The 12,595-nt window shown below is 66.9% G+C and carries 9 protein-coding genes and 1 pseudogene; 4 read left to right on the top strand and 6 right to left on the bottom strand.

Annotated features, from left to right (window positions below):
* Nucleotides 1-207: 207 nt before the first annotated feature.
* Nucleotides 208-621 (top strand): hypothetical protein, encoded by a 414-nt coding sequence (locus tag GBZ48_RS34645; RefSeq protein ID WP_174475182.1) that lies wholly within the window; start codon nt 208-210, stop codon nt 619-621.
* Nucleotides 622-628: 7 nt separating this feature from the next.
* Here the strand turns inward: GBZ48_RS34645 and GBZ48_RS34650 are convergent, their stop codons facing one another.
* Together GBZ48_RS34650 and GBZ48_RS34655 are read right to left on the bottom strand one after the other, a co-directional pair.
* Nucleotides 629-1,375 carry a phytochelatin synthase family protein gene (locus GBZ48_RS34650; protein WP_174475183.1) on the bottom strand — a complete coding sequence of 249 codons (747 nt, stop codon included), beginning with the start codon at nt 1,373-1,375 and terminating at the stop codon, nt 629-631.
* A 361-nt stretch (nt 1,376-1,736) separates the two neighbouring features.
* Nucleotides 1,737-4,889 carry a carbohydrate-binding domain-containing protein gene (locus GBZ48_RS34655; protein ID WP_174475184.1) on the bottom strand — a complete coding sequence of 1,051 codons (3,153 nt, stop codon included), beginning with the start codon at nt 4,887-4,889 and terminating at the stop codon, nt 1,737-1,739.
* 261 nt (nt 4,890-5,150) lie between these two features.
* Here GBZ48_RS34655 and GBZ48_RS34660 point away from each other — a divergent pair, with 261 nt between their 5' ends.
* Together GBZ48_RS34660 and GBZ48_RS34665 are read left to right on the top strand one after the other, a co-directional pair.
* The gene (locus GBZ48_RS34660) at nt 5,151-5,678 is read left to right on the top strand and encodes a TnsA endonuclease N-terminal domain-containing protein (RefSeq protein ID WP_209798209.1); all 528 of its coding nucleotides are present in this window, start codon (nt 5,151-5,153) and stop codon (nt 5,676-5,678) included.
* Nucleotides 5,679-5,764: 86 nt separating this feature from the next.
* Nucleotides 5,765-6,311 (top strand): annotated as a pseudogene (locus GBZ48_RS34665) (IS1595 family transposase); the annotation flags it as partial.
* Nucleotides 6,312-6,375: 64 nt separating this feature from the next.
* On the opposite strand, the gene GBZ48_RS34670 reads toward GBZ48_RS34665, so the two are convergent.
* Both GBZ48_RS34670 and GBZ48_RS34675 read right to left on the bottom strand, forming a co-directional pair.
* Nucleotides 6,376-7,569, bottom strand: a complete 1,194-nt coding sequence (locus GBZ48_RS34670) for a serine hydrolase domain-containing protein (protein ID WP_174475186.1) — start codon at nt 7,567-7,569, stop codon at nt 6,376-6,378.
* Nucleotides 7,570-7,595: 26 nt separating this feature from the next.
* Complete coding sequence (locus tag GBZ48_RS34675) at nt 7,596-8,861, bottom strand: MFS transporter (RefSeq protein ID WP_343049795.1); 1,266 nt, start codon at nt 8,859-8,861, stop codon at nt 7,596-7,598.
* Nucleotides 8,862-8,977: 116 nt separating this feature from the next.
* Between GBZ48_RS34675 and GBZ48_RS34680 the strand changes: the two genes are divergently transcribed.
* Complete coding sequence (locus GBZ48_RS34680) at nt 8,978-9,895, top strand: LysR family transcriptional regulator (RefSeq protein ID WP_174475187.1); 918 nt, start codon at nt 8,978-8,980, stop codon at nt 9,893-9,895.
* Nucleotides 9,896-10,610: 715 nt separating this feature from the next.
* Here GBZ48_RS34680 and GBZ48_RS34690 read toward each other — a convergent pair.
* The gene (locus GBZ48_RS34690) at nt 10,611-11,594 is read right to left on the bottom strand and encodes an oligopeptide/dipeptide ABC transporter ATP-binding protein (RefSeq protein WP_174475188.1); all 984 of its coding nucleotides are present in this window, start codon (nt 11,592-11,594) and stop codon (nt 10,611-10,613) included.
* A partial coding sequence (locus GBZ48_RS34695; protein ID WP_425486042.1) for an ABC transporter ATP-binding protein occupies nt 11,591-12,595 on the bottom strand: 1,005 nt, incomplete at its 5' end. The genes GBZ48_RS34695 and GBZ48_RS34690, both read right to left, overlap by 4 nt.

The following is a 12,595-nucleotide window of genomic DNA, read 5'->3' on the forward strand; positions in this document are numbered from 1 at the left end:
CAGTGGAGGGGGTGGCGGCGGAGGACGGGAACTCGCTGGGCATTGTCGGTGTTCCTGATGGGCTGGGACCGGACGGCCTGAAAGCCGGACTCTGTCCCCCGTACAACGCGCCGCCGGCCGTTTGGTGCCGTCGCGCATTGGACTCCAACGGCTTTCCCCGAAAGGCCCGCCGGCCCGATTGCCGATTCTCCAATGGAAGGATGCGCCATGCGCAAGATCGCCGCCGCCCTGCTGCTGTCAGGGTTCCTGTCCGGCCTGCCGCTGCTCGGTGCCGCCGCACAGCAGGCGGATCAGCAGCAGAGCCAGCAGCCGGCCGCCGCTCCGGTCGAGTCCGGATCGAAGGAGTCCGCCGGCGACGCGCTCGCCCGCGACGGCAAGGTGCAGGAGAGCCAGGATCCGCACCCGACCGCTCAGGGCACCAGGGCGCCCAACCCGTCCAGCTCCGCCGCCACGGGAAGCCAGGAATTGCAGCAGGCGCTCGCCGACGTGCGCCGGGCGCCGCCCGACCTCAACGGCAATCCGGTGCCGCGCCCGAACCAGTGGGCGAGCGAGCCGGATCAGCCCAACGAGCCGACCCGGTCGCAGAACCCCTCCGACCTGACCAGCCAGGAAGTGAAGTAAAGGACGCTTACCCTGAAACCCGGCGGCTGCGGACGCGGATCAGTCCGCTGCCCTCCGGATCGGCGCGGTCGGGCTTCAGCATCGCCTCGAGCAGCCGGACGTCGCTGGTCCAATAGGGGACGTACCAAGCGCGGTCCGGGTCCATCACCAGCGCGCGCCTGTTCGCCGCGTCGTAGGCGCCGAGCGGCGCGATGTGGCCGAGGCCGATGTCGCCGGTCAGGGTGCCCTGGTCGAAGGCCAGCAGGATGATGTCGTCGGCGCTGCGCTCATTGTCGGACAGGATGCGGCGCAGCTCCGCCAGCGTGGCGGGAGAGGTGTCGCGCGGGCGCCAGACCTCCACCTCGGCGTCGATGCCGTAGGCGCTCAGGCTGCGCCGGACATAGGTGATTAGCTCGCCGAAGGAGATGCCCTCGCCATCGTCGGCGGTGGCGTCGCGCCAATGATCATCGTCCAGCCGGTCGAGCAGCTGCTTGGCGGTGACCAGCCGTTCCGACGCCAGCCCGGGCAACCCGCGCAGCGCGTTCAGCATCATGACCACGCTGGCCACCGAGCAGGAGGCGCCGGTCGTCTGCGGCACGTAATAGGGGCTGAGCGCCCAGTAATCCGGTGCGGGCGTCGTACGGACGAAATCGACCGAACGGGTGATCGGCACGGCGTCAGGGCCGAATTTCGGCTTCTTGTCATCCTGCTGGGCCGAGGCCGGCCCCACCGCACAGGCGGCCCACAGCAGGAGGCCGGCCCCCAGGGTCTTCACCACGGCTCCTGCGGTCCATCCTGCGGTCCACGTCGCTTGCATCATCGGAAACTGTCTCGGTCCGTCCGGTCTGGAATGGGAACGCGCCCCGATCCGTGCAGCTTGGACCTGCCCGCAGCGGAGCGCGGCCTGGATATGGTGCGCTGCGGCGCGGACGCCAAGCAGGAGGCACGGCTGCGCCGATTGCGCTTGTGCCGGGCGCCGGGGGTGTCTTCTGAAAGGATTTGCGAAACGCATGTGGGCGGAGCCTCCGTCGCTCGACCTCGAGCAAAACAGGCTCCGCCCACCGCTGGGGCCGGCACGTCGAGGGCGTACCCCCGATGCGCCGGCCCCCTATATGCCGGCTTTCAGGATCGGGCGATCAGACGCCGTCCCAGAAATGCTCCAGCCCGACCGCGGCGACGCCGTCGACGCCCATCTTGGCCCAGGCGAGGTCGTGGATGCCCATCGCGAAGGCTGGCGATGTCGGCAGCAGCGAGTAGTCGCCCCAGTAGGCGTTGGCGAACATCGGCTTGCCGATCACGTCGTGATCGCCGTACTTCGGCACGTTGTAGACAAGGTTGTTGTCGATGACGAAGTCGTTGGCGCTCAGCAGCTCGATGTAGTCGTCCAGCGGCAGGGTCCCCATCACCACGTTCTTGGTGATCGTATTGTTGTGCGGGTCGCCGGCCGTGCCGTGCACCGGCTGCCATTCGATGCGGATGAAGTCTTCCTTGTTGCTGGCGATGACCGAGAAGTTGTTGGTCACCACGTTGTTGTCGCCGCCATGGATCTGCACCGAGGCCCAGTCGGCGTCCTTGATGAAGTTGTCCTTGACGGTGATGCCGCCGGCCATGTCGTCCAGATAGATGCCGAAGCCCTTCTGGCCGAACATCCAGGTGTCCTGGTTGCTGGTGGCGAGGCCGTTGGCGTGCTCGATCCGGTTGCCCTGGATGATCATGCCGGTGTCGACGCTGGACCGCCCGAGGATCTCGATGGCGCCGCCGTCGGCGGTCTCCAGCCCGGTGTAGGAGATGTTGTTGTACTGGATGATGTTGTTGTGGTTCACCGTGTTGGTGGTGCCGCCGTAATCCTTGAACGAGATGCCATAGCGGGCGCTGTGGTCGATGTCGTTGTTGGAGATCAGGTTGTTGTCCACGCCGGTGCCGATGATGCCGGACACCGCCTTGCGCACTTCGCCGATGTTGCTGATGCTGTTGCCGTAGATGCTGTTGCCGTTGCTGCGGCCGTCCATCTCGATGCCGCTTTCCGCCATATGGTTCAGCGTGTTGTGGGCGATGTCGTTGTTGGACGAGGCGGCGGTCAGCTTGATCGCGGTGCCGACGTTCAGGAAGCTGTTGTCGCTGATGTGGTTGCCGCTCGACTTCGTCAGCAGCAGGGCGTCGCCGCCGGTGGTGGTGTTCTTGAAGGTCAGCCCGTCGATGGTGACGTTGCTGGCGCCGTTCAGCTTGATCAGCGTGTCCAGCCGCGGCACCTCGACGCCGCTGGAGACGAAGCCGGAGCTGGCGGCTTTGTAGAGCAGCTTGCCGTCCGAGGTGTGCCAGGCGAACTCGCCGGCCTGATCGACATAGGTGGCGTTGTTCAGCAGCTTGTAGGTGGTGCCTTCGGCAAAGGGCAGGGAGGCGCCGTTCTTCAGCGTGATGGTGCGGGTGGAGGCGTTGAAGCTGGCGATGGTGCCCAGCGTGTCGCCCAGCCGTTCGGCATCCATGATCTGGATGAGCGTGCCCGGCTGGATGTCGGCCGCGGTCACGTCGGTGCCGTGCGAGCGGATCGACCAGCCGCTGGGCCCGCCCGAGGCGGCGTCGGCGAAGTGCCAGCCGCTGGTGACGTCGGAGGCGTCGTAGGCGAACTTCTCGGCCAGATGCTGGCGGACATCGCCGACGATCAGGTCGAGGTTGCTGGCGGTGCCGAGCTTGGCCGAATAGAGGCCGTTGCCCTCGCTGGTGAAGCTTTTCACCACCTCGCCGCCGCTCAGGACCGGCTTCTCGCCGGGATAGTTCTGGAAGCTGTGACCGTTGTCGAGCGAGGTCAGCTCCAGCGTCTTGGTCAGGTGATAGGTGCCCTCGCGGACATAGGTGGTGTCGATGGACGGGTTGGCCCGCATGGCGGCCTGCGCCTTCTCCAGGCTGGCGAAGGGACCGTCGGTACCGTCGGCGTTGGGGGCGGACAGCTTGCCGGACCAGGTGTCCTTGCCGTTGGCGGCGACGTAGAAGGCGGGCTTGGTCGGAGCGGTCGGAACCGGCGTCTGGGTGGCGGGGGTGTTGCCGAACAGGTCGGCCCCGGCCTTGACGTTCAAGGCGCCACCCCAATAGAGGCCTTCCTGGCCCTTGACCACGTCCTTGCCGTCGACGGCACCCTTGTCATAGGTGACGATGCTGTCGGTGGCGGCGACGGTGTTGCCGTTGATGACGACCGATTTGACGAACAGGTTGCGGTCGACGCCGTTCACGGTCGCATCGTTGTCGTACCAGACCTGGACCGTGTGGGCCTTGGTCGGGTCGACGTCGGCGGTGAACTTGTAGCCGGTGGTGGTCGCCGCCGCCTTCGCATCACCGATCACCTGTCCGTCGACCAGCAGCTTGAAATGCGCGGCCTGGCCGCCGGCCGAGGTGCCATAGGCGTTGACGACGATGTCCACCGCCTTGCTCGGCGGCGGCGGGGGCGGCGGGACATAGGCGCCGCCGAAATACTCCTCCGGCACGCCGAAGGTGAGGGCGCCGCCCCAGTAGAGTCCCTCCTGGCCGGCGACGACGAACTTGCCGTCAACCGCTCCCTTGTCATAGGAGGCCATGTCGGAGGTCGAGGCGATGGTCTTGCCGTCGATGTTGATCGACTTGACGAACAGGTTGCGGTCGACGCCGTTCACGGTGGCGTCATTGTCGTACCAGATCTGGATCTTGTGGGCCTCGTTCGGGTCCACCTTGGCGGTGAAGGTGTAGTCGGTGGCCGAGGTGGCGCTGACCCAGGCATCGCCGACCACCTGATCGTCGACCAGCAGCTTGAAGTGCGGGGCCTGTCCGGCGGCGCTGACGCCATAGGCGCTGACCTTGATCGTCGTGGTCATGGTGGCGGCCGTCTCGGCGTCCGGCACGGTGGCGGCGGACGGGAACAGGGTGGCGGGCAGCGGCACGTTCAGCGCGCCCGGCCAATACATCTCGGTCTGGCCGGAAATGACGTTCAGCCCGTCGATCTTGCCGGTGTCGTACTTGACCGAGGGATCGATCGACAGGATGGTCTTGCCATTCACCTCGAACGACTTGACGAACAGGTTGCGGTCCTCACCGTTAACCGTATCGTCGTTGTCGTAGACCAGCTGCAGCGCATGAGCCTTGTCGGCCGGCACATTCGCGGTGAAGACGTAGCGGGATTGGGTGGCGGAGGAAACGGTGGCCTCGCCGATGCTGGCACCGTCCAGAAGCAGTTGAAAATGCGGCCATTTTCCGCCGGCTGCCGCGCCCCAGGCATTGACCGCAAAGGTGACCTGGATCGTGCCGTCGGTGTTGGTGGTAGCCATTTTGGAACTCCGCTTTATGGGTATCGCCTCGTTCCGCAGGCTCGTCTGTTAGCCTTAATCGGGTACTAACACTTATGGTTAGGAAATTATGAATGAGGGCGTTTCCCGTGGCATGAATGAGACAAATGTGAGACGACAAAAAAGTCTGCACTCAGACAAAAAAGTCTGCACTTAGGCAAAAATGTCTGCTCCTAGCTGAGCTTGCGCTCGCCCGGAATCTGCGTACTATCGAAAGAGGTGGTCCGCTTCCGACGGGATGGCATGGGGCACCGCCGGCACAGCTTCGACGAGGGCAGGATCTCCCGCTTCCACGCAGAGGGACGCGGCACCGGGGCCGGTTTGGATTACAAGCCGTGGCTCACGGTCCAGGACGTTCCGTCGAGCGGTCGCACGCACCGGCCTCATGGCCTGAAAACCGGCCGCGTCCGTCATCTGCTATCCGACATAGAACGCGACCTCTTTTATATCCTCGACTGGTCCTCCTCGGTGCTCGATATCCGCGAGCAGTTCCCCCTCGACCGCGCTGCAACCCAGGCCATTGCCGAGCGGATCGGTGTCGAGCATCCCCGTGACACCGCGACCCGGACCCCGCTGGTCATGACGACCGATTTCCTGTGCGATGTGATGCGTGAGGGGCGACGCGTCTTGATCGCGCGCTCGGTGAAACCGGCCGACAAGCTTGAGGGCGACCGGGTGGTCGAAAAGCAGGAGATTGAACCGTACCGGATTTCCTGGAGGCCATTTGTGTTGAGTTACGCCGCCATAGCGACGTCCTCGGTTTGGGCATAATGGAGGAGACCGCGACGGTTGTCAGGCAAACAACGCCGCCATTATCAACGAAACACCGTAAGAAACAGGTCTTCCAGCGGTTACGTGCGACTGGCGTCAGCCAGCCGGCGGCATGGCGGATGAGCCACGCCCTGCGGCTTCTGGTGTTGCGCGACCATCCGCTGGGCTGGACGGTGCAGATCGACGAGTTCCATTCCGGTGCCAAGCCGCGCCGTGATCCCAACCCTCCCAAACTTAGGCGAGGACGCAAGAGCCGGCCCCGCACGACGAAAACGCCAGCACTCGCGGTCGTCCAGCGGCCAAGCGCGCGGGAACCGGGCACACCGGCGGGCCGAGGCCCGTGCCGCCGTGGTCGCCGACCTGTCGCTCGACGAGGCCGAGCGGGTGCTGGAAGCCGCCGTCGATCCCGACGCCCACCTGATGAGCGACGAATGGAGGGCGTTCGTCGCCATCGGCAGTGCGTTCGGTGCGCACGATACGGTCCGCCATTCCCGGCACGAGCATGTTCGCGGCAGCGTGCATGCCAACTCGGCCGAGGGCTTCAACGATCGTGTCCGGCGCACGATCGCTGACGTCTTCCATCACATCAGCCCCGACCACGCCGACCTGTATTCTGGCGGGATCGGCATCCGCTCCGCCGTGGCTGTCTTTGGTTGATGATGGCGGCGTTGTTTGCCCAACGCCTATCGCGCTCTCCTCATCCATAGATAGCCCGCGTCAACCCGTCAGGAAACCGGCCGCCGGGGGACTGACCTTCCAGACCGGCATTGGTGAAGGAGACGACCGTCAGCCCGTTGACGAGATCGACGAACCAGGAATGGCCGTAGGCTCCACCCATCCGCCATGTCCCGATAGGCTCCGGCGAATTGGCAGCGACAGGATCGCGCAGCACGGTGAACCCGAGGCCGAAGCCACGTCCGGCCCACGGCAAAAGATCGATTCCCTGCGTCTGGTCCGTTGCCATCGCCTCGACACCGGACGGCGACAAAAGCGGCGCGCCGCCTTTGCGCAGCGCTTCGAGCACGGCCAGCAGATCGCCGGCCGAGCCGACCATCCCCGCGCCGCCCGATGCGAAAGCGTTTTCGTCGAAGGCGCGTGCCAACGACATGCGCAGCCCCTCGGAGCCTTCGATAAAGGGCAGCGGGATGATTTCGACATCGGCCATGCGGCGCGGCGCGGCGCCGTCGTCGACATAGCCGGCCGCCAGCCGATCGGGATCGGCAACGGCAAAGCCGGTGTCGGTCAGCCCGAGCGGTTCCATGACCAGTGTGCGGACGGCCTCGGCGAGCGGAAGGTCGGTGGCGCGTTCGATGACCAGTCCGATCACGTCGGTCGCCAGCGAATAATTCCACGACGTTCCCGGCGCGAACAGCAGCGGCACGGCGGCGATGCGCCGGACGTTCTCCTCCAGCGTCACGTCGGCGATGTCCATGCCGTCGGAGATGCCCGCCCGATGATATGGGCCATCCGCCGGTTCGAGGAAGCCGTAGCTCAGTCCCGCCATATGGCTGAGCAGATGGCGGACGGTGATGTCGGATACGCTGCCGTCCGGCGACGCCGGCCTGAAATCGGGCAGCCAGTCCGTGACTGGCGCGTCCAGCGCGAGCCGCCCTTGTTCGACCAGCACCATCGCGGCGACCGAGACATACACCTTCGATACCGAGGACAGGCGGAACAGCGTGTCGGGCGTTATCGCCCGCCCAGCTTCCCGGTCGGCAAAGCCGGCCGCGCGGGCATAGACGATCTCGCCGTCCTTTGCTGCGAGGACTACGGCGCCGACGACGCGCTGTTGAGCAAGGGCTGTGTCGATGACGGCATCGATCCGTGCGCTCAGGCTTTTCGTCTGCGCGTTCGGTGAGAAAGAAGGGCGATCGCCCGAGGTCAGGAACATGGAAGGCTCCAAAGTGTCAGGTTGTTTTAGGGAATGGTGTCGGTGGCAGGAAAGCCGTGCCGGTGCGCGGTCCAGGCCACGATTAGGGTGGGCACGAGCAGGCCGAGCAAAGCCGGCGCGAAGGCGGCGACGCCGATCCTTTCCAGCAGCAGGCCGCCGATGATGCCACCGCCGGCGATCGCCATGTTCCAGACCGTGACGAGCATGGATTGCGCGACGTCGGCGGCGTCGCCTGATGTCTTGGCAAGTGCCGTCTGGAACAGCGTGGCCGCCCCGCCGAACGACAGGCCCCAGACCGCAACTGCGCCGTAGACCGCCACCGGGATTTCGCTCCAGAGACCGAATGCGAGAGCGGCAAGGCCGAACAGCGCGGTGCTCGCCAGCGTCAGTTCGCGCAAACGTCGGTCGATCATAACGCCGACGATCCAGATGCCAGCGAGCGAGGTCAGTCCGAAGACGAGGAGAACGAGGTCCGGTCTTTCCCCCATGCCGGCGGCAGCGAGGAACGGCGCGATATAGGTGTAGAGGATGTTGTGGGCGAGAACGAAGGCGAGCGTGACGAACAGCACCGGCCGCACGCCCGCCATGCGGAACACCCCGCGAAGCGAATGGCGCTTGCCCGCCGCCTGGCCGGGAAAGTTCGGCACCTTCAGCAGCACCCATCCGATCAGGATCAGCGTCAGGCCGCTCACCAGGCCGAAGCAGGCCCGCCAGCCGATGGCGTTGCCGATGAAGGTGCCGGCGGGAATGCCGAGCGACAAGGCGAGCGGCGTGCCGACCATGGCGACGGCGATCGCGCGGCCCTTCAAATGCTCCGGCACCATCCGCGCCGCATAGCCGGCGAGCAGCGCCCATAGGAGACCGGCCGAGACGCCAGCCACGAACCGCCCCACCATCGTCAGCAGGTAGTCGCCCGACACCGCCGTCACCGTATTGGCAATGGCGAAACCGACGATGGCGGCGAGCAGCAGCGGCCGTCGCCGCATACCCTGTGTCGCCGCTGTCAGCGGAATGGCTGCCACCAGCGAGCCGATGGCATAGACGGTCACGAGCTGACCGGCGAGGGCTTCGGAGACCGACAGGCCGGCACCGATCTGCGGCAGAAGGCCGGCGGGCAGCGCCTCGGTCAGGATGGTGATGAAGCCGGCCGTCGCCAGCGCCAGCAGCGCGGCGAGAGGAAATGGGTCGGAAGCGGCGCTGCGGCCATTTTTCGCGCTTGGTGGGCTTTCTCTTGTTGTCGTCATCGCTCCGCCTGTCCGACTGATGGCGATCGGCTTCCGGCCGTTCGGCACGAAAGCCAGCCGCCGGCCAATGGTCTGGAGGCAATGATAGTTTTTCTGGTCTATCGCGATAATATGGCTACAATTCGGAACATATCGGATATAGCAGTCCGCAATCGGTTCAATGTATGGACAATCTCGGTTCCCTCAACGCCTTCGTCCAAGCGGCAGAGGCGCGCAGCTTCACCGCAGCGGGCAAGCAGCTCGGCGTCTCGTCCTCGGCCATCGGCAAGGCGGTCGCCCGGCTCGAAGACCGGCTCGGCGTGCGGCTATTCCATCGCTCGACCCGCACCGTCACCCTGACGCCGGAAGGCACGCTCTTCCTCGAACGCTGCCGACGCATCTTCTGCGAGATCGAGCAGGCCGAGATGGAGCTGTCGCAGACACGGAGCGCGCCGCGCGGCAAGCTCAGGGTCAGCCTGCCGCTCGTGGGCATGCTGATGATGCCGACGCTTTCCGCCTTCATGCGCGCCTGGCCGGAGATCGAACTCGACCTCGATTTCACCGACCGCTTGGTGGATGTGATCGATGAAGGCTTCGACGCGGTGATCCGCACCGGCGAGGCAAGCGATTCCCGGCTGATGACCCGCGTGCTCGGCAGCTTCACATACAGGCTCGTGGGTGTGCCGGAGTATTTCGCGGCGCACGGCATTCCTGAAAAGCCAGCCGATCTCGCTACGCATCGCTGCCTGCGCCACCGTTATCCGAGCACGGGTAAGCTGGAGGACTGGCCGCTGTCGGTTCGCCGTGGCGCAACCGCGCCCGATCTGCCGACCGCCGCGACATCGAGCGCGATCGAGCCGCTCGTCTACATGGCCGAACGCGGCCTCGGCATCGCCTGCCTGCCAGACTTCGCCGTTCGCGAACAGATCAAGGCCGGGACGCTGATAAGCGTGATGGACAGCGCGCTCACACACTCAGGGACGTTCCGCATCCTCTGGCCATCGAGCCGTCAGCTCTCACCGAAAATCCGCATCTTCGTTGACTTCATGGCCGAACATCTGTTCACCAGACCTGTCAGTGAGGAGTGCGGATCGACAACTTGATCCTAAAGACGTGATCCCTCGCTGACGTCCCGACCGGGCCACCTCCTCGGCGAGGAAGCGGCTGTAGGAGCGTTCGCGCAGCGAGCCGTAGAGCAGCAGGATGCGCGGCGGGTGGGTGGACACCGGCCCGGGCGTCAGCTTGCCGAGGTCCGGCGCCTCGAAATAGGGCTCGTCCAAGCTCGGGAATCCGCTCCGTTCTTGCAATCACGCTCAGACATGCCGACACTCTCCGGTGATGGTCCCACGGCGGGGGCGGGCCATCAGGCGCCGGCCCGCCCCTCGTACCAGGGCCGGGTCGTCTTGACGATCCTCACCACCGACAGCATCACCAGCACGGCGACGCTGTGGCGAGCCCTCTCACCGTAAGCATCGTCGCATCGCCAGGCAGACAGACGGTCATGATGCGGCCGCCCCTCGCACGGTGTACCGCTCGCCGATGTCCTCCTTTTGCGCCGTTGCCGGGCCACACAGGCGTCGGCAGATCGACAATTCGATGAATCTACGATAGTCGAACATACACACGCGGCGTTGCGCGCGATGGGCTCCATTCTCAACTATTGGAGGCTGGCATGCGAAACGACGAGGAAACAGGGTCAGGTGCTGGCATTCCATGGACGCGGCGGGCGATCCTGGAAATCTTGGGCGCCACCGGCCTCGCGGCTCTCGGCCACGTGCACGTCACGCCCCCGGGAGGGCAACCGCGTCGCCTCCGGCCTCAGAGATGGGCGAGCAGACAGGCTACCCGATGCCCCGGTCCGACGGGGCGCAGCGCCGGTTCCCGGACCGCGCAGTCCGGCCTTGCGGCGGGGCAGCGCGGACGGAAGCGGCAGCCCGATGGCCGTTCGGACAATGCCGGCGCCCCGGCCCGGATCGTTTCCGGGCCGGCGGCCGGCGGCGACGGGGTGTTTGCGTCGGTGAGCAGCGCCTGCGTGTAGGGATGGCGAGGCGCATCGAACAGGGCATCGATTGGCGCCTCCTCGACCACGCGGCCGAGATACATCACCGCCACGCGGTCGCAGACATGCCCGACCACCGACAGGTCGTGGCTGATGAACAGGATCCCAAGTTCGCCATGATCGCGCAGGTCGAGGAACAGGTTGAGGATGCCGGCGCGGACCGAGACGTCGAGCGCGGTGACCGGTTCGTCGCAGACCAGCACGTCCGGGCGGACTGCCAGGGCGCGGGCGATGCCGATGCGCTGGCGTTGGCCGCCGCTGAAGCGGTGCGGATGGCCATGCCGCAGCGATGGGTCGAGCCCGACCCGGAGCAGCTGGGCGGCGACATGGTCGGCCAGGGCGTCGCGCGGCACCAGGCGGTGGAACCGCACCGCCTCCCCGACGATCTCCTCGACGGTGAAGCGGGGGTTGAGGCTGGCGTGGGGATTCTGGAAGACCATCTGCACCCGCAGCTGCGCCGCCCGTGCCTCGGCCGCCGTCAGGCTGCCAAGGTCGCGGCCGCCGAGCCGCAGGGTGCCGGTGCTGGGGGCGAGCACCCCGGCCATGATCCGCGCCACGGTGGATTTCCCGCAGCCGGATTCGCCGACCAGACCGACCATTTCGCCGCGCCGCACCGCGAGATCGACACCGTCCACCGCCGTCAAGCCGGCGCCGCGCCGGCCGGGAAGGGCGAAGACGCGCGAGACCGCGCGCAGTTCGGCCAAGGCTCCGCCTGTCGGTGCGGCGGTCAGGGCGGCGTTCATGCCGCCACCGATTGCCCGGGGTTGACGCAGCGCACGGCACCGCCGGACGCCCCGCCGGCCAGGCGGTCCCGCCAGGGCGGATCGGCGGCACAGGCCGGGCCGGCGACACCGCAGCGTGGCCGGAAGGCGCAGCCGGACGGGCGGCTTGCCAGGGTCGGGGGCAGGCCGGGGATGGGAGTCAGCCGGCTGCCGCGCCGTCCGCGCGGCAGGCTGGCGATCAGCCCGGCCGTGTAGGGATGGATGGGCTGCCGCAGCAGTGCCGCCGCCGGTCCCCGCTCCACGATCCGGCCGGCATACATCACCGCGATGTCATCGGCGAGCTGTTCGGCCACCGAGAGGTCGTGGGTGATCCACAGCAGGGCGGTCCGCCGTCCGGTGACGAGCGCCCGGACCTCCCGCAGGATCTGCGCCTGTGTGGTGGCGTCGAGCGCCGTGGTCGGCTCGTCGGCGATGATCAGGTCCGGCTGGTGCAGCAGGGCGATGGCGATCGCCACCCGCTGGCGCAGGCCGCCGGACAGCTGGTGGGGGTGGCAGGCCAGCCGCTCCTCCGGCCCCGGGACGCCGACCCGGCCCAGCACGTCGCGCGCCCGCCGCCGGGCCTCGGCCCGTCCGACCGGCGCGTGGGCCAGCACGGTCTCGACGATCTGGGCGCCGATGGTCAGCACCGGATTCAGGGTCATCATCGGGTCCTGGAAGATCATGGCGATCCGGTTGCCGCGCAGCCGGCGCATCTCCGCCCCGGCCAGACCGACCAGCTCCCGCCCGGCGAAGCGGACCGACCCGCCGGCCACCCGCGCCGGCGGGTCGAGCAGTCCCATGATCGAGAAGGCCGTGGCCGATTTGCCCGATCCGGATTCCCCGACCAGCGCCAGGACGCGGCCATGGCCGAGGGTGAAGGACACGTCGTCCAGCATGTTCAGCGGCCCGCCGCGGGTCGCCAGTTCGGCGCGCAGGGCGTGGATTTCCAGCAGGGGCGGCAGGGGGGACGGCGCGGGGTACGG

This window comes from Azospirillum melinis, assembly GCF_013340935.1.
Lineage (GTDB): Bacteria > Pseudomonadota > Alphaproteobacteria > Azospirillales > Azospirillaceae > Azospirillum > Azospirillum melinis.

What these genes read in the sequence shown, in the direction of transcription:
- GBZ48_RS34645 (WP_174475182.1), top strand. Translation starts at nt 208, where the DNA reads ATGCGCAAGATCGCCGCCGCCCTGCTGCTGTCAGGGTTCCTGTCCGGC.
- GBZ48_RS34655 (WP_174475184.1), bottom strand. Translation starts at nt 4,889, where the DNA reads ATGGCTACCACCAACACCGACGGCACGATCCAGGTCACCTTTGCGGTC.
- GBZ48_RS34660 (WP_209798209.1), top strand. Translation starts at nt 5,151, where the DNA reads ATGGGGCACCGCCGGCACAGCTTCGACGAGGGCAGGATCTCCCGCTTC.
- GBZ48_RS34670 (WP_174475186.1), bottom strand. Translation starts at nt 7,569, where the DNA reads ATGTTCCTGACCTCGGGCGATCGCCCTTCTTTCTCACCGAACGCGCAG.
- GBZ48_RS34680 (WP_174475187.1), top strand. Translation starts at nt 8,978, where the DNA reads ATGGACAATCTCGGTTCCCTCAACGCCTTCGTCCAAGCGGCAGAGGCG.
- GBZ48_RS34690 (WP_174475188.1), bottom strand. Translation starts at nt 11,594, where the DNA reads ATGAACGCCGCCCTGACCGCCGCACCGACAGGCGGAGCCTTGGCCGAA.